The sequence below is a fragment of the Paenibacillus gyeongsangnamensis genome (assembly GCF_027533625.1).
GTDB classification, from domain to species: Bacteria; Bacillota; Bacilli; order Paenibacillales; family NBRC-103111; genus Paenibacillus_G; species Paenibacillus_G gyeongsangnamensis.
The window spans coordinates 1-19,868 of sequence record NZ_JAQAGZ010000009.1; the positions used below are offsets into that span (position 1 = coordinate 1).

21 protein-coding genes are annotated in these 19,868 nt (G+C 55.4%); 17 read left to right on the top strand and 4 right to left on the bottom strand.

The features are described 5' to 3' along the window. Positions 1–321: 321 nt before the first annotated feature. The 6 genes from O9H85_RS14555 (at position 322) to O9H85_RS14580 (ending at position 7,129) form a co-directional block, all read left to right on the top strand. Positions 322–1,122: a VOC family protein gene (locus tag O9H85_RS14555; RefSeq protein ID WP_269882160.1), complete on the top strand. Its 801-nt coding sequence runs from the start codon at positions 322–324 to the stop codon at positions 1,120–1,122. 449 nt (positions 1,123–1,571) lie between these two features. After that, positions 1,572–3,398: an ABC transporter substrate-binding protein gene (locus O9H85_RS14560; protein ID WP_269882161.1), complete on the top strand. Its 1,827-nt coding sequence runs from the start codon at positions 1,572–1,574 to the stop codon at positions 3,396–3,398. 78 nt (positions 3,399–3,476) lie between these two features. Further along, complete coding sequence (locus tag O9H85_RS14565; RefSeq protein WP_269882162.1) at positions 3,477–4,487, top strand: ABC transporter permease; 1,011 nt, start codon at positions 3,477–3,479, stop codon at positions 4,485–4,487. Position 4,488: 1 nt separating this feature from the next. Continuing rightward, the gene (locus O9H85_RS14570) at positions 4,489–5,325 is read left to right on the top strand and encodes an ABC transporter permease (RefSeq protein ID WP_269882163.1); all 837 of its coding nucleotides are present in this window, start codon (positions 4,489–4,491) and stop codon (positions 5,323–5,325) included. 6 nt (positions 5,326–5,331) lie between these two features. Next, positions 5,332–6,342, top strand: coding sequence for an ABC transporter ATP-binding protein (locus tag O9H85_RS14575; protein ID WP_269882164.1), 1,011 nt, complete (start codon positions 5,332–5,334; stop codon positions 6,340–6,342). Further along, positions 6,329–7,129 carry an ABC transporter ATP-binding protein gene (locus O9H85_RS14580; RefSeq protein WP_269882165.1) on the top strand — a complete coding sequence of 267 codons (801 nt, stop codon included), beginning with the start codon at positions 6,329–6,331 and terminating at the stop codon, positions 7,127–7,129. The genes O9H85_RS14575 and O9H85_RS14580 overlap by 14 nt, the downstream gene beginning before the upstream one ends. Positions 7,130–7,204: 75 nt before the next feature. Here O9H85_RS14580 and O9H85_RS14585 read toward each other — a convergent pair whose 3' ends face one another. Continuing rightward, positions 7,205–8,491, bottom strand: coding sequence for an amino acid permease (locus O9H85_RS14585; RefSeq protein WP_269882166.1), 1,287 nt, complete (start codon positions 8,489–8,491; stop codon positions 7,205–7,207). Positions 8,492–8,607: 116 nt separating this feature from the next. After that, positions 8,608–8,970 carry a hypothetical protein gene (locus O9H85_RS14590; protein ID WP_269882167.1) on the bottom strand — a complete coding sequence of 121 codons (363 nt, stop codon included), beginning with the start codon at positions 8,968–8,970 and terminating at the stop codon, positions 8,608–8,610. Between the two features lie 220 nt (positions 8,971–9,190). Here O9H85_RS14590 and O9H85_RS14595 point away from each other — a divergent pair, with 220 nt between their 5' ends. From O9H85_RS14595 to O9H85_RS14630, 8 genes are all read left to right on the top strand, one after another. Continuing rightward, positions 9,191–9,496 carry a LiaF transmembrane domain-containing protein gene (locus tag O9H85_RS14595; protein WP_269882168.1) on the top strand — a complete coding sequence of 102 codons (306 nt, stop codon included), beginning with the start codon at positions 9,191–9,193 and terminating at the stop codon, positions 9,494–9,496. Positions 9,497–9,533: 37 nt separating this feature from the next. Then, positions 9,534–10,214, top strand: coding sequence for a PspA/IM30 family protein (locus tag O9H85_RS14600; protein ID WP_269882169.1), 681 nt, complete (start codon positions 9,534–9,536; stop codon positions 10,212–10,214). After that, complete coding sequence (locus O9H85_RS14605; protein ID WP_269882170.1) at positions 10,211–10,753, top strand: PspC domain-containing protein; 543 nt, start codon at positions 10,211–10,213, stop codon at positions 10,751–10,753. The genes O9H85_RS14600 and O9H85_RS14605 overlap by 4 nt, the downstream gene beginning before the upstream one ends. A 2-nt stretch (positions 10,754–10,755) precedes the next feature. Then, positions 10,756–11,451: a PspA/IM30 family protein gene (locus O9H85_RS14610; RefSeq protein ID WP_269882171.1), complete on the top strand. Its 696-nt coding sequence runs from the start codon at positions 10,756–10,758 to the stop codon at positions 11,449–11,451. A gap of 153 nt (positions 11,452–11,604) precedes the next feature. Then, a complete protein-coding gene (liaF, locus tag O9H85_RS14615) occupies positions 11,605–12,255 on the top strand; it encodes a cell wall-active antibiotics response protein LiaF (protein ID WP_269882172.1) in 651 nt (216 codons plus the stop codon). 24 nt (positions 12,256–12,279) lie between these two features. Then, positions 12,280–13,356 carry a sensor histidine kinase gene (locus tag O9H85_RS14620; RefSeq protein WP_269882173.1) on the top strand — a complete coding sequence of 359 codons (1,077 nt, stop codon included), beginning with the start codon at positions 12,280–12,282 and terminating at the stop codon, positions 13,354–13,356. Next, positions 13,337–13,984: a response regulator gene (locus O9H85_RS14625; RefSeq protein ID WP_269882174.1), complete on the top strand. Its 648-nt coding sequence runs from the start codon at positions 13,337–13,339 to the stop codon at positions 13,982–13,984. Before O9H85_RS14620 ends, O9H85_RS14625 begins: the two co-directional genes overlap by 20 nt. Before the next feature lie 221 nt (positions 13,985–14,205). Further along, positions 14,206–14,496, top strand: a complete 291-nt coding sequence (locus O9H85_RS14630) for a hypothetical protein (protein ID WP_269882175.1) — start codon at positions 14,206–14,208, stop codon at positions 14,494–14,496. Between the two features lie 373 nt (positions 14,497–14,869). Here the strand turns inward: O9H85_RS14630 and O9H85_RS14635 are convergent, their stop codons facing one another. Then, positions 14,870–16,144 (bottom strand): flagellar cap protein FliD N-terminal domain-containing protein, encoded by a 1,275-nt coding sequence (locus O9H85_RS14635; protein ID WP_269882176.1) that lies wholly within the window; start codon positions 16,142–16,144, stop codon positions 14,870–14,872. A 316-nt stretch (positions 16,145–16,460) separates the two neighbouring features. Here O9H85_RS14635 and O9H85_RS14640 point away from each other — a divergent pair, with 316 nt between their 5' ends. Then, positions 16,461–16,901 carry a GNAT family N-acetyltransferase gene (locus O9H85_RS14640; protein ID WP_269882177.1) on the top strand — a complete coding sequence of 147 codons (441 nt, stop codon included), beginning with the start codon at positions 16,461–16,463 and terminating at the stop codon, positions 16,899–16,901. Between the two features lie 137 nt (positions 16,902–17,038). On the opposite strand, the gene O9H85_RS14645 is transcribed toward O9H85_RS14640, so the two are convergent. Further along, a complete protein-coding gene (locus tag O9H85_RS14645; RefSeq protein ID WP_269882178.1) occupies positions 17,039–17,371 on the bottom strand; it encodes a hypothetical protein in 333 nt (110 codons plus the stop codon). Between the two features lie 209 nt (positions 17,372–17,580). Between O9H85_RS14645 and zwf the strand changes: the two genes are divergently transcribed. Continuing rightward, on the top strand, positions 17,581–19,101 hold the full coding sequence (zwf, locus tag O9H85_RS14650) for a glucose-6-phosphate dehydrogenase (RefSeq protein WP_269882179.1): 1,521 nt from the start codon (positions 17,581–17,583) through the stop codon (positions 19,099–19,101). A 56-nt stretch (positions 19,102–19,157) separates the two neighbouring features. Next, positions 19,158–19,781, top strand: coding sequence for a cyclase family protein (locus O9H85_RS14655; RefSeq protein WP_269882180.1), 624 nt, complete (start codon positions 19,158–19,160; stop codon positions 19,779–19,781). The last annotated feature ends 87 nt before the right edge of the window (positions 19,782–19,868 follow it).

A 19,868-nucleotide genomic window follows, 5' to 3' on the forward strand; every position in this document is an offset into this window, starting at 1 on the left:
TTGGATTATGAACGCCAGGTAATCTATTTTTTATGAGACGTTTGGCTGTCCGCGTATGTGAAAGAAGCAAGCCGATGAGTGCTAGACCAGAATGTGCTGTCAGTGTTTCCATCGACTGGTCCAAATTGAATCGAACAGGTTTCATCATTGCACCTCCGGGTGAAGTTGAGAAAAACGAAGAGTTCCTCTCTTTTCTCCATTTTAAGCCACCGGACATTCATATTCTATTGTTTTCATATATTCACTTTCACGGATTCAGGAATACATTTAGTTATGCAATGTGCGAACATATGATCTAATATGCAAGGGGCTGAGGATGGTATGATTACGGCTTCGCCGATCGAAAACCGGATTGGAAGCGTTATCGTTCATGTAAGCGATGTGAGAAGGGCGGCGGAATGGTACTGCAAGCTGCTGGGACTTCCCTTGAACGAACGGCAGCTGGACGGGGGATCGGTCTATTTCTTCGATTTGCCCGGAACCGGCCTGCTGCTGGACAACAATCAGAACAACCGGAAAAACCCGGACTGGCGGGAAGATATGAAGCCTCTGTTCATGTATCCCTGCTCCGATATTGACGAAGCCTACGCATACGTCGGCAGCCGGACGGAGGTGCTGTCGGAGCCGAACCGGCATCCGGGGATGGCTTACTTCAATTTCCGCGACCCGGAGGGCCGGGTATTCATGGCTTGCTGGAGCCGCGGAGGCACAGTCGACGGGCCGACGCCCGAAACGGAAAGCCCGGTACTGGCGCGGATCGGGGGCGTGTTCGTGAACGTCCGCGAAATGCGTTCAATGGCGGTTTGGCATAGTGGGCTGCTCGGACTTCCCCTGCAAGCCGGGGAGACGGAGAAGTCGGTCTTAAGCCTTCGCGTTGCGTACGGGGCCTCCCTTCTGCTGTACGACAACCGGTACCGGCAGGGGGATGACTATGAAGTGCTGTTTATGTTCGATACACGGGATATCGGTGCGGCAGAGCGTTACGTTACGGGGCTCGGCATTCCGCTGTTCGGGAAGCGGGAGGAGCATGGCGATGTCTCCTTCTTCACGATCCGGGATCCCGACGGCAACGTGATCATGGTATGTCAGAGCCATAATCCATCGGAAAAGGCGGAGGTGTAACGGAGGGGGAGACAGATCGGAGGCCCCATGACGGACAATGGCCGGATCGGGAAAGGAATAGACCCGAACGTCAGGACTTGGAAGGAGTTCATCGCCCAGGACCCGGACGAATGAACAGCGCGTTCGGAGGACGTGGATGCCGACAGGATTTTCCGTGACAGAGCGAATGTGTCGATCCATGAAAGCAGTTGTACCGCCATAAAGAAGGAAGCGTCTTCTCATTAGCCGTAAGGCGGGAGAGGGTGCTTCCTTCTTTATTTTTCAAGGTTGCGATTACTGATAAGCGGTATGAAGCTGCCCTGATGCAGGGCCGGCCGTTAAAGCATGTGTACGCACGTACATATACGCCGGAACTGGATCGGAATGAGGCATAGCTTGTTACTCCATGCAATATATTTAATGTTGAAGCGGTCCTATATCGGGATCGAACATTGAGGAGGGTGTTTTAGATGAAGCTACGAAAAGCCTTCAACCTGACCTTCACCTTCGCCTTGGCGGCGTCCATATTTGCGGCTTGCGAATCTCCGCCTCCGACGACCGGTCAGACCAAGACGGAGCCGCCTCCGTCCGATAAAGCGCAGCCTGCGGCAACGAAGCCTGCGGAAACTGCCCAAACGGGTGACGCTAAGGCGACGCCCAGGAACGAAACGCTATATATCAACGGATTGCAATGGGGAGCCCCGACCAACTTCAACCTGATTAGTGGCAACCCGGCTTTTCCGATTAACTACGGAAATTCCAGGGAGTTGATTTACGAAACGCTCTTCATGATCAACCAGTTGGACGGCAAGCTGGAGCCGCTCCTCGGGACCAAGTACAGCTGGACGGATGACAGTACGCTGCGCGTCGAGCTCAATAAGGATGCGAAATGGAGCGACGGGAAGCCGTTTACATCGGATGATGTGGTGTACACGTACCAGCTCGGTAAAAAGTATGCCATTAACTGGAGCAGCACCTGGACTTATCTGGAGGACGTTACGGCCGATGGACCGAATGCGGTGAACATCAAGCTAAGCAAAGCCAATCCGAACAAGCTGACCGTTCTGGACAGCATTGAGCTCATTCCGATGCTGCCGAAGCATATTTGGGAAGCGATCGAAAAGAAAAACAACAACGACCTGGCCTCCATCCGGAAGGAAATGAATGATAACCCGGTGGGCACCGGCCCATACAAGATGTATTTCTATAACGATCAGAAGATTACGGTCGTCCGGGACGACAATTATTGGGGCAAAGCCTTGTTCGGTAAGCTGCCCGCGCCGAAATACATCACCCACGTGATCTATAAAGACAACGCCGCAGGAGACCTCGCTTTCAAGAGCGGTCAGGTGGACGTCTCCCAACAGTTCACGCCGCAGGTTTGGAACATGTGGAAGGACGGAGCACCCGTCAAGACGTACCTGAAGGACGCGCCTTATTATGTACCGGGCTCGATGCCGTCCATTTTCTTCAACATGTCCAAGAAGGGTCTGGATAACCCCGACGTCAGAAGAGCTATCGCCATGAGCATCGATTACAAGAAGATTTCGGATCTCGCGATGAGCGGCTATTCGGCGGCGATGCAGCCTTCGATTACGCTGAACACGGATGCGGAAGCCAAATATGTGGATCAAAATTCGATCAAATCGCTGCAGTGGACGACGGATGTGGCTGCGGCGAACGCGCTGCTCGACAAGATCGGGGCCAAGAAGGGGGCCGACGGCATCCGCGTACTGGACGGAACCCGACTCGGACCTTGGGAGGTCGAGTGCCCTTACGGCTGGTCGGACTGGAACGCTTCACTGGAAATTGTCGCCCAGAACGCCAAAGCGATCGGCATTGAGATTCGGACAAAATTCCCGGAAGCCCCTGTATGGACCAACGACCTGCAAACCGGCAAATTCGACATCATCATGAATACGCCGGCCGGCGGGGTCAGCCCGAGCCAGCCGTGGAACCGGGCGAGAACCATTATGTACTCCAAAGGCGTCCCTGCGGCCGGTGAAATGGCGTTCTGGAACTGGGGCCGTTATAAGAATGAGCAGGCGGATGCCCTGATCGACAAAATTCCGAATGTATCGGATGAAGGCCAACTGAAGTCCATGTACACTGATCTGACCAAAATTTGGCTGAAGGATATTCCTTCCATACCTCTTATGTACCGTCCTTGGGTATTCTACACCGTCAACGAATCCGTTTGGAAGGGCTTCCCTGTTCAGGGCGACGGCAAAAATATTCCTCCGCAAATCGCCATCGACGGAGCCGGCGTGAAGGCGTTGTATCAGATCCACAATTAACGAGGCAGGCCTATATTGGAGCGGAGCGGGCGGTCCGATATAGGCCTCTTTTCACCAAGCCATGGGAGGCGACGACGGTTGACTGCCTACAAGAAGTACTTTCTACAAAAATTTCTGTGGTATTTCCTCACGCTGCTTATCGCCATCGGTTTGAATTTTCTGCTGCCCCGGCTCATTACGGGCAACCCGGTCAGCGTCATCGTATCCCAAATGTCCCAGGGGATGACGGACAGCGATACGATCAAGAAAGTATACGAAACCTTCATGAAGGAGTTCGGGATCGACAAGCCGCTCGGGACGCAGTTCCTGATCTATATCAAGAACTTGCTGACGGGCAATCTGGGCACCTCCTTCGGTCTGTACCCTAAGAAGGTCACCGATATATTGGCTTCGGCGGTCCCTTGGACCATCGCGCTGCAGCTGCCGGCGATTATCGTCGGCTGGATCCTCGGCAATGTACTGGGCGCGCTTGCGGCTTATAAGAAGGGCGTGCTGGACAAGGTTATTTTTCCGGTGGCCTTATTCATCAACTCCATCCCTTTCTTCACGCTGGCGATCATCATGATGTTTTACTTTGCCCTTACGCTGAAATGGTTTCCGCTGCACGGGGGCTACGATTACCAGATGATTCCGAATCTCAGCTTCGAGTTTATCGGTTCGGTTCTCCGGCATCATACGCTGCCTTTCCTTTCGATCGTTCTCGTCACGATCGGCGGTCAGGCGATCGGCATGAGAGAAATGGCGATTTACGAGCTGAATTCGGATTATGTGCTTTACAGCAAGCTGCTCGGGATTCGGGACTCCAAGGTAGCCAGATATGTGTTCAAAAATGCGATGCTGCCGCAAATTACCGGACTCGCGCTGTCCATCGGCACGATGGTCGGCGGCTCGTTAATTTGTGAAATCGTGTTCAGCTACCCCGGAATCGGCACCTGGCTGTTTACCGCGATCCGCCAGCTGGATTACCCGCTGATCTCCGGCTGCACGCTGCTTATTGCGGGAGCCGTGCTGCTCGCCAACTTCGCCATCGAGGTCGTCTACGGCTTCGTCGATCCCCGGATCAAGGCTGCGCAGATGGAGGAAAATTAAGATGAAGCATTCCACCCAGATCTTAATGAAATCTCCGAAGTTTGTGTTCGGAGCGGCCGCCTTTCTGCTGATGCTCGCGCTGGTGACGATCTACCCGATGATTCACAAGCAGGATCCGCTTGATATGGTGGCGCTCGCCTTCCAGCCCCCGGATGGCAAGCTGCTGCTCGGCTCGGACAATTTTGGCAGAGACCTGTTCCTGGAGCTGATGTATGGAATACGAACCTCGGTGAGGGTAGGTCTGATCGCGGGCGTTTTCGCGACGGTCATCGGGCTCATCGTCGGTCTCGCTTCCGGCTATATCGGAGGAATCGTGGATAACATTTTATCGACGATTACGAATATTTTTATTGTCATCCCTTCCTTTGTCATCCTGATTCTGATCTCCGTGAGCATCAATTCCCGGAGCTCGCTCGTTACCGCCATCATCATCGGATTGACCAGCTGGCCGTGGACGGCACGGGCCGTCCGGGCCCAGACCACGTCACTGCGTAACCGGGACCACGTCAATCTTGCCAAAATATCGGGACACAGCACGCCAAGCATCATCGGGTTTGAAATTCTTCCTTACATCGCTTCGTATGTGGTGATGGCCTTCGTGCTTCAAACGGCTTCGGGTATCTTGTCGGAAGCGTCCATCTCGATGCTCGGCCTCGGGCCTTATAATACGATTTCGCTCGGGATTATCATGAACTGGGCTCTTGTATTTGAAGCTCCGGTCGCAGGCGCCTGGTGGGCGTTCCTTCCGGCGGCCTTCTCGATCGCGATCATTACGTTCTCGCTGTATATGATGAATACGGGAATGGACGAAATTTTCAATCCGAAAATAAGGAGCTAGCCACTCATGAGCCAAAACATTCTCGAGGTCAACGGGTTAAAAACGTACTACCGGACGCGGTTAAAGGAAAACGTATTCGCCGTCGACGGGGTGGATTTTGCGCTGGAGGACGGCAAAACCTTGGGCATCGCGGGAGAGTCCGGCTGCGGCAAGTCCACCTTGGCCCTCAGCCTGATGGGCTTCTACTTCCCGCCGCTGCACTATGGCAGCGGCTCCATCCTCATCGACGGAACCGATATCATGAAGCTTACCAAGGAGCAGCTGCGTACGCAGGTCTCGGGCCGGGAAACCGCTTATATCCCGCAGGCCGCCATGAACGCGCTCAACCCTACGCTGAAGATCATTCATTTTATCGAGGATATTATGAAGGAGCACCGGCCGGAGCTAAGCAAGAAGCAGGTCTGGGACATGGCTGCGGAGCGCTTCGAGACGCTCAACCTGTCCGCCAAGGTGCTTCAGTCCTATCCGAACGAATTGTCCGGCGGCATGAAGCAGCGAACGGTGATTGCGATCTCGACGATCCTGAATCCGAAGGTGCTGATCGCCGATGAGCCCACCTCCGCGCTTGACGTAACCTCCCAGAAGGCGGTCATTAAGCTGCTTAAGGAGCTGCTGGATAAGAAATTCATCCGATCGCTCGTCTTTATCACCCATGAGCTGCCGCTGCTCTACCACGTAACGGACGATATCGTGGTCATGTATGCCGGTGAAATCGTCGAGCGAGGCACGGCACATCAGATGATTTTCGATCCGATCCATCCGTATACGAAGAAGCTGATGGGTTCCATCATCGTGCCGGAGGAGGGGATGAAGGGCCACAAGCTGGCGGCCATACCCGGCGCGCCGCCGAATTTGAAGAACGTGCCCGCAGGCTGCCGGTTCGCGGACCGCTGTTCCTATGCGGCAGACGAGTGCCGTAAGGGTAAGGTGGAGAGCCGCATGGAGGAAGGCCGGATGTACCGGTGCCTGTTCGATCCGCAAACCTTAAAGGAGTGGTACGCCAGTGAGCCGACATGATCTCTTGATCAGCGGAAGACAAGTCACGAAGGAATTCGGCTACGGCCTCAAAAAAACGACCGCCGTGGACCGTGTCGATTTTGACTTTCACGAGGGGGAGATTATCTCCATCGTCGGAGAGAGCGGAAGCGGCAAAACGACGCTGGCCAAAATTTTGATGGGACTGCTGAAGGAAACCGGCGGGGCTGTCGAATATAAAGGAAAGCCGCGTCAGCTCAAATCGCACAAGGAACGCAAGGCGTATTGGAAGGATATCCAGGCGATTTTTCAGGATCCGTTCTCCTCTTTCAATTTGTTCCATAAAGTGGAAAAGCTGCTGCTCGATTGTATCAAGCTGCAGGGGCTGAAGCTATCGAGAGAAGAGCAATTCCTGAAAATGAAGGATGCCTGCTCGTTCGTCAATTTAAAATTCGAGGAGCTATACAACAAATATCCTTTCGAGTTGTCGGGAGGCCAGATGCAGCGGCTCATGATCGCACGAATATTCATGCTGCACCCGAAGGTGCTGATTGCAGACGAACCGACCTCCATGGTGGACGCCTGCTCCCGGTCTACGATACTGGATATGCTCCTCAAGCTGAGGGATGAGAACAACATGACCATTATTTTCATCACCCATGACGTAGGGCTGGCTTATTATGTCAGCGATACGCTGTACATTATGCAAAAAGGGCAATTTGTGGAGCGGGGCCCCGCGGAAAGCCTTATTCTGGCTCCGCAGCATCCGTATACCCGCCAGTTAATCAACGATGTGCCGAAAATCCACTCGGAATGGAATTTGGCTTGAACCATTTGTAGGTGGGATATCCCCTGTAGGAGCGATAACAACAGCGGCCGGAAGGGGATACCCCACCGGGTCAGATCATGGTCTTTTATGCTGAACAAAATAGAGGCAGACGATCAGAAGAAGCAATCCGAATGTAATCGCAGTTCCAATCCAGGGAGTCGTCAGAATAACGCCGGCCAAAATCGCAAGAAGGGATACCAATGTAAGTCCCGTTGGCCATCGTACGCCTTCTTGTTTCATATGAGATAAAACAAGGGTAATCCATACGATCATTACCGTATAGCCAGGAAAAACCATTAAATAATCAAACGTATGCCCTTGGGCAAAGAAAGCCACGATGACGCCGATATATAAAAATACCGTACTGAATAACAAGGCCCGGACGGGCACATTGTTTTTCGACAGCTTCGCAAAGAAAAGGGGAGCGTTCCCTTTTACGGCTTGTTCATAAAGAGAGCGGCTGGATGAATACATTCCGGTATTGGTTGCGGACAAAACCGCGGTTAGAAGCACGAAATTCATGATTTGATCCACATAAGGAATGCCCGCATGGACAAATACGGAAACAAACGGACTTTCTCCGCTCTTGGAGAGCTCATCCCACGGCACCAGACTAAGAATGACAAAGATCGGTAAAATATAAAAGATCAAAACGCGTACGATAATGCTCCGAGTCGCTTTGGGAATGGTTTTCTCCGGATTTTCCGCCTCCCTTAAGGTCATTCCGATCATTTCGATTCCGCCGAAGCTAAACATCACCACAAGCATTGCGGATACGGTGCCCATAAGACCATGCGGGAAAAGCCCGCCATGAGAGGTCAGGTTGTATGCGATGCCCTGAAATGAAGATTGCGTACCCAAAACGACGAATCCTAACAATACAAATAAGACCAAAGTGATGATTTTAACACCGGCAAGCCAATACTCGGTCTCTCCATAGATTTTCACTTGAAAAAGGTTAATAGCCGTCATAGCGAGCGATCCGATGAGGGCCAAGACCCATAACGAAGCACTCGGAAGCCAGAAGGACAGGAAGGATGAAGCGGCGGCCATTTCGGCAGCCATCACAAGCACCCAATCGAGCCAATAAATCCAGCCGACGGTAAAGCCGGCCACCGGTCCCAGAAGAGGTTCGATCAAGTCACGCAAGCTGGCCGCCCCTTTATTATTTAGAACAAGCCCCGCCAAAGAGCGCATGACCACAAGCAGCAGCAGACCGCCTATTGCGTAAGTCAGAAGTACGGAAGGTCCCGCGGTATCGATGGACGAGCTGGATCCTTTAAAAATTCCGGCCCCGATGGTTCCCCCCAGCGTCATCATAAGAATGTGACGCTGTTTTAGATTGCGTTTCATTTCACTCATGCCTGTACGTTCTCCTCATCTAGTTAGTGACCCCTGAAAAAATAGGGGAAGCTTAAAGAAAATAAAAAAGAATTCGCAACCTCCCGATGAAAGTTGTTGCCGAGGCAACAAAACCATCAAGTGAGGGGTAGAATTCCCATGTTCATGAATTCGGCGCGGCCCCTCAAAAATCCTTTTTTGATTTTATCAAAAAAGGAACTACGGCCTCCATCGAGCCATCGAATACGTACAGCGGGTCCCCGGTGCTGAATACCAGCAGCCGGGGATTTTCTTGTAAGCAGGCCGATCTCCCTGCACGTAAAAGATAGACCTGCTGCCGCTGCGTTCTGCTGGGGGCTCGATCGGATGCGGACAACGAGGCCGTCCTTCGCTTCAATTCGGAATTTTCCGGGCAGTCCGCGGGTTCCGCTCAGTAAACGGACGGCGTCAAGACGAAGCGCTTCCGTATTCGGCAGCGTTTGGATGAAGCCTTTAACCATGGCGGCAGCCCTTTTTTACTTGCGTTTTCAGGTTAGTATAAGCCGGGCGCAGGTCCGGCATACACAAGGGGCCGGCCTGCTTCCTGCCTCAGGTCGGACAGGCGACTGGACTTAGGTCCAGTTCCAAAAACCGCCGCAGGTCCGTTTTGAAAAAAGCTTGCAAACCCTAGAATAAAGACATAAGCAAACGACAACCAAACGAAAGGCGGTGAGTACATCCATGAGAATGAATCGGAAAACGGGCCTCGCGGCGCTGCTGATTTTCTTCGGGATCATGATCCTGTGCAGCAAGATCGGCGGATTCCATCATATCGGGCACTCCTTGATCGGTTTCCTGTTCCCGCTGGCCATGGTAGGACTCGGATACTTAGGGATTAAGAACGGAAGAAGCACGATCGGCTGGATTCTGGTCGTGATCGGCGGTCTGATTCTGTTCGGCAAGCTGTCCGGGCTGATCGCGATCGCGGTGGCCGTAGGATTGATCGTTTACGGCTTCAGCTTGTTCCGGAACCGGTCGGTACACTAATCTAAAACCCATTAACCAGAAAAGGTGGTAACGAAGGATGAGCAGTTTAGGCAAAAGATTCCGCGACCTTACGGTAGCGTCATTCAACGAATTGCTGGAGCAATCGGAAGATCCCGTCCGCATGATCGATAAATATCTGACCTCGCAATCCGAGCAAATCCGCGAATCCGAACGGCTGCTGCAGCAATGCCTGTCGCACGCTTCCTCGCTTCGTCAGCAGTACGTCTCGGCGGAGCAGCTGAAGGAGCGGCGCGAGCAGCAAGCGCTTCTGGCGCTGAAGGCCGGCGAGGAGGAAGTCGCCCGGATCGCGCTGCACGAGAAGATGCAGCAGGAAGAAAAGGCGAGTCAATACAAAGCGCTCTACGAGCAAAGCAAGCTCGGCATCGTCGAGCTGGAGGAGCAGCTTCAGCAGCTGAAGGCGGATTTTCAAGAAGTCGCCTCAAAGCGTACTTATTACATCGCCCGTCTGGAGTCGGTGAGACTGCAGCAGCGGATGAACGAACGGCTTCGCGCCACGGGAGGACCTTCCCCCCGCATGTTCGACCGGCTCGAGGAGCGGGTATCCGATCTGGAGCTCGGAGCACGCGCATTGCGTGAAGTGAGAGGACAGGTGCGCGAGGCTTGGACGAATGTCAGCGGAGCCGCTTCCCAGGCGCTGGACCAGGAGCTGGCTAAGCTGAAGACGAAACTGCAGCAGGAGGGATGGACGAAGCTATGAGCAAATTATACCGTTCCCGTACCGATCGTAAAATAACCGGCTTGTGCGGAGGTTTGGCCGAAACGCTGAACGTCGACGCGAACCTGCTCCGTTTGGTGCTCGTGGTAACGGCGTTCTTCTCCGGCGGAGTGGTAATCCCCTTATATTTTCTGGCGACCCTGGTCATCCCTAGCGAGCCTTATCACGGGGGCCCTTACGGCCCCGACTACAGCTTCGGCGGCGGCCGCGGCTGCGGACACCGCAGAGGCGAGTGGGAGGACTGGAAGAGCTGGAAGCACGGCTGGAAAGAGTGGAAGCACGCCGAGAAGCATTACCGCCGGGCGCAAAGACACGGCTGGGCTCCGCACGAGCACCGCGACGAGTATGAAGGCGAATATACGCATGCCGGCCCTAATGCCCGTCCCGAGCAGACTTCCGGCAGCAATCTGGACGATATGATGAAGGACATCGAGAAAAAAGCGATGAGAAAAGAAATTGAAGAGCTGCGCGAGAAGGTCGCGAGCTATGAAAAAAACCAAAACACTAAAGGAGATGTGTAATCATGGGAGTATTTTCTCGAATTAAGGATATGACGAAGGCATCGCTGCACGAGCTGCTGGATAAGGTGGAAGATCCGATTATCATGCTGAATCAATATCTCCGCGACATGGAGGAGGAAATAGCGCAGGCGGAAGTGACGGTTGCCCGTCAAATCGCGAACGAGCGCAAGCTGAAGGAGCGCCAGGAGGAAGCCGTTCGTCTGACGGCGAAGTATGAGGAAGCGGCGAAGGAAGCGCTGAGGAACGGCCAGGAGCAAGCGGCCCGCGCGGCTCTAGAGCAGAAGCTGTATCATGAAGGTAAAATCGCCGAGTATTCCGAAATGCACGAGCAGTCCAAAGCGCAGGCGCAGGAGCTCGTACAGCAGCTGCATGAAATGAAGGACGCGTTCTACCAAATGCGCAACAAGCGCAGCGAGCTCGTCTCCCGCGCCCAGCTGGCCAAAGCGAAGAAGCAGATGGCCGAGGTGACGGCATCGAACGTGATCGAAGGCGGCCATGCCGTGAAGGGCTTCCGCCGGATGGAGGAGAAGATCATGTCGCTGGAAGTGGAAGCGGAAATCGCGCGCAAGCCTTTAGTGGGAAGCTCCTACGTCGGAACGACCTACGGCGCGCCGGCGGCCGATCCGGCCAAGCAGGCAAAAATCGACGACCAGCTGCAGCTGCTCAAGGAAAAGCTGAACTCCGAGCAGGGGCAATAATCGCCCGGAGCAGCGATAAAAAGCGCTTGGAGCCAGTACGGCAATTGTGATATGCTATGATAGGCCAAATGCCATAGTGGGCTTAACGTTCCCGCTATGGCTTTTGTATCGAGGCGTAGAGTCAACGAGAATTTGCGGAAGGGGGCGACACGGATGTACCGGAAACGTAACCGAAACATCGCTTTGGTGCTGATCGGGGCTGGGGTTTTTATGCTCGCGGACAACCACTTGGGCTTTTTTACCGTCGTTGCCCTCTTTTTGCTGCTGCTGGGTGTTCATAAGGTTCGAACGGGCTCGGAGCGCAGGGGCTACGTGCTTATGGCCATCGGGCTCCTGCTGCTGGTCGGCGGGAATTTGCCGATGATCCTGGCGGTTATTTTAATCTCGCTCGGGTTATTTTACAGGAAGTCGCGAAGGATGCACCGGGAAGCCCGGTATTTTCAGAAAAAGAGCATCATCGAAAGCATCCGCTGGGGAAGGGACCCCTGGATTCTCCGCAGCATGTCGATCTGGAACGTGCTTGGCGAGCTGCAGATGGATTTGACCTACGCCATTCCGGAGCAGAAGGAAACGACCATCGTGCTCCAGGGCGTGATCGCGGACGTCGACATTATCGTACCGGAGGATATGGGGCTATCGGTGACGGCGTCGGTCGTCCTCGGGCAGATGAGCGTCGGGTTCGATAAGGAAGCGGGAGTGCTGAACAAGATGGTGTGGCAATCGCCTAACTATTGGACGGCCGACCGGCAGCTGAAGCTGGAGATTTCGTACATTATCGCGGATATCGATATCAAAATTGTGTAATCGCCAAAAAGGAGCCGAGGCACAGTGGAAGGACACGATAAACGTCTTACCAATATGATTTGGCGCAGCATGGCGGAGTCCATCGGGCTCAGCCTTGTTCTGTTTGGCGTTATCTTCTATATACTGCATTACAACGGGTATATCGTTCCGTTCGAGTCCTGGTCGGAGGGGATTATGCTCAGCCTCAGCTTGATCGCCATCGTGGTGGCCATCGGAGGTACATACGGGTTATGGACGGCGAGCCGAACGAAGCGCCGGTTGGAGCAGCTTCGCGAGGTAATGCTGTCGTTGGAGAAAGGAAACCTCAGCCGCTTGGTGCCGCCGCTCGGCGAGGATGAGATCGGGCGGCTTGGGGAGCAGCTCAACGCCATCACGAAAAAGTGGGAGGAGCAGGTCACCTCGCTCCAGCGGCTCTCCAGCAACAATGCGCAGCTCGCTCAGAAGGCGAAGTATTCCGCTATCGTCGAAGAGCGCCAGAGGCTGGCGCGCGAGCTGCACGACGCGGTAAGCCAGCAGCTCTTCGCAATCTCGATGACGGCGACGGCTGTGGGGCGGACGCTGGATAAGGATTTTGATAAGGCGCAGCGGCAAATTTTCCTCATCGAGGAAATGGCTTCGGTGGCCCAGTCGGAGATGCGGGCGCTGCTGCTGCATTTGCGGCCGGTGCACCTGGAGGGCAAACCGCTCGCGGAAGGACTTGTGGAGCTGCTGCACGAGCTGAAGGCGAAGGTGCCGATGCAGATCGAGTGGGAGCTGGCCGAGGACGTGAAGCTGCCCAAAGGGATCGAGGATCACCTGTTCCGTATTGTGCAGGAGGCGATGTCCAATGCGCTGCGGCACTCCAAGGCGACGAAGCTGGAGGTGCGGCTGGTGAATCCGTCATCCGATGCGATCCGCCTTATTATCCGGGATAACGGGGTCGGCTTCGATCTCGACGCGAAGAAGCAGACGTCTTACGGCATCGTGACGATGCGCGAGCGCGTGAACGAAATCGGCGGCTCGATGAATTTGATTACGGCTCCGGGGAAAGGGACCCGGATTGACATACGCGTACCGATTATGAAGGAAGGAGGGGCGGCAGATGGAAGAGATGACGATTAAGGTGCTGCTCGTGGACGACCATGAGATGGTACGCATCGGGCTTGCCGCCGTGCTGAGCACGGAGGACGATATCGAAGTGGTAGGCGAGGCAAGCGGCGGGCAGGAAGGGATTCGGCTTGCACAGGAGTACAAGCCGGATGTCGTGCTGATGGATCTGGTGATGGAGGGCATGGACGGAATCGAAACGACCCGGAAGCTGCTGCAGCTCCATCCAGACTGCAAGGTTATCGTGCTGACGAGCTTCATCGACGACGAGAAGATTTACCCGGTGATCGAGGCGGGAGCGTTCAGCTACCTGCTGAAGACGTCGCGCGCCGGAGAGATCGCGCAGGCGATCCGCTCCGCGGTGAAGGGGCAGTCCGTGCTGGAGTCGCAGGTCGCCTCCAAGCTGATGAACCGGTTCCGGCAGCCGAAGGCGGCGGCTCAGCCGCACGAGGAGCTGACGGAGCGCGAGATGGAGGTGCTGCGGCTGATCGCCTCCGGCAAATCCAACCAGGATGTGGCCGACGAGCTGTTCATCGGTGTGAAAACGGTGAAGTTCCACGTCACGAACATTTTGGCGAAGCTGGGGGTAGAGGATCGCACGCAGGCGGCGATTTATGCCTACAAGCATGGCTTGGTCGAGTAGAGACGTAAGGGATAACGTTGCACAGGAGTCTGAGATCGCGGTGGCGCGGCGAGGCTCCTTTTTGCGTTGGGTGACGTGCAGTTTTCGCTGCGTAAGGTTGCTTCGTTATCGGCTCATTTCTTAAGTTTTCTTTAGATTTGAAAGTTTTTTGGGGGTTCATCCGTCTTATATAGTTGCATACAGTGGCGTTCGGAGATCGGAAAGGAGAGGAGTGCACCGTGTTGACTATGCCCAAGGGACGGATGACGGGCCCGTTCGGCGTTACGAACCCGCTGCCTGACGAAAGGGCGGCAGTGCTGAAGCAATACGAGCAATACGCCTACCAGATTGCCTATTATTTATTGCAGGATGAAGCCATGGCGCGCCGCGCAGCGGAGGACACGCTGACGGAATTATATCGGCAGGATTCATTCTTCGACCTGTCGGGGCATGGCCAGGGGGCTTTCGGTGAAGGCGGCTTCCATGCGCCATGCGCTGAAGGAAAAAGCGCGAGCCCTCTAGGCGAAAAATAAGACTCCTTCCCGCTCTGCGAGCTGTGACCCGTAAGATGGACACTCCAGGATAAACGGCTACGCCGTCCTTGTCTTACAAGGACCAGCGCGTTTACCAAGGTTGATGCGAAGCTATAAGTTACGAAAACTTATAAATTCTTATCAACTGAAAAAAGTGACCTCCTAGGGTCACTTTGATTGACGGGAAACCCGGATAAGTTAAGTAGAAATAATGCTAAAGGTGCAGGTGGGGTATCCCCTGTAGGAGCGGTAGCGTCCGCCTTTGTTATCGGAAAATGACCGCTGCATAGCGAATAAATTAAAAATTTTACGGGTAACAACAGCGGCCGGAAGGGGATACCTCACCGGGGTACCAGGGCAGACTTCTTTGCGGTTAGCCATAGGTGTTCATCAGGAAACCGTGAATCGGTACCGGCAAATGGGTACGGAACGTATCTCCTGGGCCATAGGCATAAGTAGTCAGGGAGCGGTAAGCGTCATGTCCGGTATTTAAAAAATCGGCGGCATGGAGCTTCATCAGATGACCTGTCATGCGGACAAGCCGGTGCGTCCAGCCTTCTTCCCCGCTGAAGCGCCCGAGCCAACCGTCGAAATCGTCCTCCAGCTGCTTCAGCAGCAGCGGCTCGTCGAGAAGCAGCGAGCCTTCCTCCGCTCCGGCGATACCGAGCCCCAGCAGCTCCTCCGCAGGGGCGGCTTGCATCATCGCGGCTTCGATGGAAGGGTCCAGTAGATCCCGCGCTTCCGCAATGCAGCGGGTCAGCGCATTATAATGAGCGAGCAGCCTCCCCGCTTCATCCTTGAAGGAATCGAGTACCGGGAGCACCGAAACGGTAACGGGCCCCTCGGGCACATCGTTCAGCACAAGCTTCAAACGGCCTTGATCCAGTGTAAGCCCGGTTCCCGGAATACTGACAACCGTACCTCCGTTCACACTGAACACGGTATTCAGCGGCGGCTGCTTGGCTTCCGCGAGGTCCAGCGAGGCTTCCAGCCAGCCGTTCGAGTCGCTTAAAGCAAAGGCGTGGCTTGTTCCCGTATGCAGGGAAGCGATCTCCAGACGGATCCGGTCGGTGCCACGCTCGGGAACGACCTGGGCCGTAACGCCCGAATCGGAAATATTCACGGCCCGCCGAATGCGGCCGAGCGCCGTCTCGTTCGATTCCCCGGGCATGAAGCTCAGCTCGAGCCGCTTGGCTGCATGCTCCGTGAGCAGGGTCAACGCCTGCATTTCGCCTGCCCAAGCGAATTCCTCGCTCCGGCGGAGCCATAGCGACCGGTTCACTTGCTTCTGTGCGATGCTGTCGATGCGGACGGAATAGGTCTGCAGCTCGGCGCCGTCGTCCGCTAAGGCCGTGACCGCCCGAGCATCCGTCGTCCTCACGAGCCGCTTTCTCAAGGGCGAAAGGTCGGACTGCAGGTCTTCCGCCGCGGACTTCAGCTGCTGCACGGCGCCCCAAACGCCGGCAACCGCCGCGGCCGCCCGCCGGGCGAATTGGTCGAATGAGTACTCCGGCAGGGCATGGCGTATCGGTATCCGGCGCCCGTCCGGCGAAGCGGATAAGTATCTCCTTCGGCGCTCTTCCTCCATTTCGTGCCATAACGCGCTAAGTCCATAGGTTTGCGTCACCCGCTCTACCGGCTCTTTCATCGCGCTGCACCTCCGCAGGGTTCAGTCTCCTATTGCACTCATTATACCTTGATGACGATAGCCGTACAACGGACCTTTCCGGGTATCCTTGACACTCTTCTACGGCTTCAAGTATGATTATTTATCAACCTCGCTAAAAGGAGCCCTTCTCTCCATGAATTGGGTACAATGGATCGTTATCATCGCCGTCATCGTCGTTTGCGTGCTGTTCATGATGTTCGTCGGCAAAAAATATTTAAAGTAAGCCTAAACCCCTCCGGCCGTCCGTTCATACGATAAAGTACTTCCTTTAACGGACGAATGGAGGTGCGCGAGGATGATCCGCAAGCGCATACCGCAGCAGGACGACCGTACGATCTATACGCTCACCACGGAGCTGCTGCTTCCTTATGCAAGACAAACCTTTCCTCATCTGCAGCTGACGCCGTCGGTCCTGCGCAGCCGGCTGGAGGCCTGCAGCACGTACGTCGTGGCCTCCGCCGGACGCCGTCCCGTCGCGTTCATCACGCTGAGAACGGTACGGGAGCATCTGCAAGTCGATATGCTGGCCGTGCATCAGCGGGAGCAGGGACGCGGGGTCGGTTCCCGTCTCATGCGCTTCGCCGAACGGTACGCCGGGGCTCGCGGCTGCCGCGAGATCCGCCTATGGGTGGATGAAGCGAATAACCAAGCGCAGCGGTTTTATATGAAGCACGGCTATCAGATCATTCACTTCGATCCGAATCTTAAATGTTACATGATGGTGAAGAGGCTGTAGCTTCGGATATGTACAAAACCAAGGCAGAGCGCTGGGTGCTTTGCCTTGGTTTTTTTGTAACCTTGGTAAACGCGCCGGTCCTTGTAAGGCAAGGACGGCGCAGCCGTTTATCCTTGACGGAGCTGCCGGGTCCGGCGTCAGTCCAGGACGAACAGCAGGCCGACCGTCGGCAGATCGAGGGCAACCGTTCCGCCGAACGCGGGACTCGGGGCCGAAGCCAAGATATTGGCGGCCGGCTGCCCGGACTTGCTGTTTTTGGATACGGTTTTCCTTTTCTTCGTACGGATTCGGGTCGTCTTGGCGCGGGGCCGGTTCGCCGCCGTCTCTGTGTCTTCGTTCAATATCAACTTGCCGTTCTCCAGACGGCTGAGCGTGCCTATAAACTCGGTTTCGTCCTTCATGATGACGCATACCGGCTTACCGTAGTGCGGCCTGCACTGCTCGGCATTAATGGGATGAATCGGTCTCATGAATATATGCACCTCCGGGTGGGTTTTCTCTACACCTCAGTCTATGCCCGGGTTGGGCGGCGGGATTGGACGTATGCCCTGTGGGCAGCAGCCCATCTTAAATTACATAGAGGAAGTATTGAATCTCCCGGCAGTTTTGGTTATGCTAAGGGGGAACATCGAACCAGTCAGTCCTTACCCAAATTATAGAAGAAAGAATGAGGGAAACCATGACGAGTGCCGTTTACCTGATTTTCGGAGCGACGGGGGATTTGGCCCGGCGCAAGCTTTTTCCGGCGTTTTACAGTATGTATCGCGAGCGCAAGCTGGGCGACCGTTTCGCCGTGATCGGACTGGCCCGGCGTCCCCGGACGAATGAGCAGTTCCGGGATGATCTGTACGAATCCATTCAAGAATTTGCCCGTTACAATGTAACGAAGGACGAGCAGTGGGATTCGTTCGTCGAGCATTTCCATTACTTGCCGCTCGACATCAATAACGTCGACGGCTTCAAGAAGCTCCGCGAGCTGACCGACGAGCTGGACGGCAAATTCGAGATCGGCGGCAACAAGCTGTTCTATCTCGCGCTGTCCCCTGAGCTGTTCGGCAACGTATCCCATAACCTGAAGGCGGGCGGAATGCTGGAGGGTACGGGCTGGAATCGTCTTGTTATCGAAAAGCCGTTCGGCTACGACCTGCCTTCGGCCGAGAAGCTGAATGCGGAAATCCGCCAAGTATTCGACGAGCAGGACATTTACCGGATCGACCATTATCTGGGCAAAGAAATGGTGCAAAACATTAACGTGGTGCGCTTCGCCAACACGTTCTTCGAGCCGCTCTGGAATAATAAGTACATAGCCAACATTCAAATCACGTTAAGCGAAACCGTCGGCGTAGAGGAGCGCGGCGGCTACTACGACCGTTCCGGCGCACTGCGCGACATGGGGCAGAACCATATGCTTCAGATGCTCGCGGTCATGGCCATGGAGCCGCCGAGCCGGATGCATCCGGAGGACATCCGCGACGAGAAGGTCAAGGTGTTCCGCTCCCTTCGCGGCTTCCAGACGGCGGCCGAGGTGCGGGCGAACACCGTACGCGGCCAATACGTGTCGGGTACGCTCAAGGGCAAGCCGGTGCCGGGTTACCGCGAAGAGGATTCGGTGAATCCGGAGTCGACGACGGAAACTTATTTTGCCGCACGGGTGTTCGTGGACAACTTCCGCTGGGCGGGCGTGCCGTTCTATATCCGGACAGGCAAACGTCTGCCGGCCAAGACGACCGAGGTCGTCGTCGAATTCAAGAATGTGCCGAACAACGTCTACTTGTCCCGCAAGCATAAGCTGGAGCCGAACCTACTGGTATTCCGGATCAATCCGATGGAAGGCATTTATTTCAAAATCAATGCCAAGCAGCCGGGCACCGAAGGGACGATTATTCCGGTAGCGATGGATTTCTGCCAAAGCTGCCAGGTCGGCTTGAATACACCGGAGGCTTACGAGCGTCTCCTGTACGATGCGGCGCGCGGCGATTCGACTTATTTTACCCGCTGGGATGAAGTGGCGCTGGCCTGGAAATACGTGGATAAAATTGCTTCCGCCTGGGGAGAGCGGACCGAGGATCTGCATCTGTACGCTGCCGGTACCTGGGGACCGGAGCGCGGGCAGCAGCTGGTCGCCGAAGACGGCTTCCGCTGGTGGCCGGTGCAGGGGCAGGACGAAGGCGAAGTGCACTGGGAGTTCGTACAGCGCTAAGCGCCGGAGCCATGAACTAGCCGGACAGGGGCTGTGCCGAGGAGGGGGAGCCAAGGATGTTCAAGCTGTACGATATTTCGACGGCGATTCGGCCGGATATGCAGGTATGGAAAGATAATGCCGCAGTGCGGCCGACATTCGAGAATACGAGCAACCATCAGACAGGACAAACCTACGGAACGCGCATCGGCATCGACGCGCACACGGGGACGCATCTCGATGCTCCATTGCACATGCTGGACGGCGGCGCCACGATCGATACGATTCCGTTGCAGGACCTGGTCGGGACGGCGAGGGTGCTGGATTTGACCCGTGTCGTGGACGCGGTAACGGCGGAGGATCTGAAGCCTCACGCGATTCAGCCGGGCGAATGGATTCTGCTCAAAACCCGCAATTCGTTCACGGACCGCTGGGATGACGGCTTCGTCTTTCTGCGGGCCGACGGTGCGGCCTATCTGGCGGAGCTCGGCATTAAGGGAGTCGGAACGGACGCCCTGGGTATTGAACGGTCCCAAGAGGGGTACCCGACGCACCGGACGCTGATGCGGGCAGGCGTGCTCATCCTCGAGGGGCTGCGCCTCGCTGACGTGCCTCCCGGCAGCTACTTCTTCGTGCTTGCGCCGCTCAAGCTGGAGGGCATCGAGGCGGCGCCGGCGCGGGCTTTTCTGCTCGGCAGCTAAAGATGGAATCAGAGAAAGAATCCGTGAAACAGGAATGATTCGATCATTCCGGTTATACGGGTTCTTTTTTTTCAGTTGATAGGAAGT

Coding starts and splice junctions, on each gene's coding strand:
- O9H85_RS14555 (WP_269882160.1), top strand. CDS start 322: ATGATTACGGCTTCGCCGATCGAAAACCGGATTGGAAGCGTTATCGTT.
- O9H85_RS14560 (WP_269882161.1), top strand. CDS start 1,572: ATGAAGCTACGAAAAGCCTTCAACCTGACCTTCACCTTCGCCTTGGCG.
- O9H85_RS14570 (WP_269882163.1), top strand. CDS start 4,489: ATGAAGCATTCCACCCAGATCTTAATGAAATCTCCGAAGTTTGTGTTC.
- O9H85_RS14575 (WP_269882164.1), top strand. CDS start 5,332: ATGAGCCAAAACATTCTCGAGGTCAACGGGTTAAAAACGTACTACCGG.
- O9H85_RS14585 (WP_269882166.1), bottom strand. CDS start 8,491: ATGAGTGAAATGAAACGCAATCTAAAACAGCGTCACATTCTTATGATG.
- O9H85_RS14590 (WP_269882167.1), bottom strand. CDS start 8,970: ATGGTTAAAGGCTTCATCCAAACGCTGCCGAATACGGAAGCGCTTCGT.
- O9H85_RS14595 (WP_269882168.1), top strand. CDS start 9,191: ATGAGAATGAATCGGAAAACGGGCCTCGCGGCGCTGCTGATTTTCTTC.
- O9H85_RS14600 (WP_269882169.1), top strand. CDS start 9,534: ATGAGCAGTTTAGGCAAAAGATTCCGCGACCTTACGGTAGCGTCATTC.
- O9H85_RS14605 (WP_269882170.1), top strand. CDS start 10,211: ATGAGCAAATTATACCGTTCCCGTACCGATCGTAAAATAACCGGCTTG.
- O9H85_RS14610 (WP_269882171.1), top strand. CDS start 10,756: ATGGGAGTATTTTCTCGAATTAAGGATATGACGAAGGCATCGCTGCAC.
- liaF (WP_269882172.1), top strand. CDS start 11,605: ATGTACCGGAAACGTAACCGAAACATCGCTTTGGTGCTGATCGGGGCT.
- O9H85_RS14625 (WP_269882174.1), top strand. CDS start 13,337: ATGGAAGAGATGACGATTAAGGTGCTGCTCGTGGACGACCATGAGATG.
- O9H85_RS14635 (WP_269882176.1), bottom strand. CDS start 16,144: ATGAAAGAGCCGGTAGAGCGGGTGACGCAAACCTATGGACTTAGCGCG.
- O9H85_RS14640 (WP_269882177.1), top strand. CDS start 16,461: ATGATCCGCAAGCGCATACCGCAGCAGGACGACCGTACGATCTATACG.
- O9H85_RS14645 (WP_269882178.1), bottom strand. CDS start 17,371: ATGAGACCGATTCATCCCATTAATGCCGAGCAGTGCAGGCCGCACTAC.
- zwf (WP_269882179.1), top strand. CDS start 17,581: ATGACGAGTGCCGTTTACCTGATTTTCGGAGCGACGGGGGATTTGGCC.
- O9H85_RS14655 (WP_269882180.1), top strand. CDS start 19,158: ATGTTCAAGCTGTACGATATTTCGACGGCGATTCGGCCGGATATGCAG.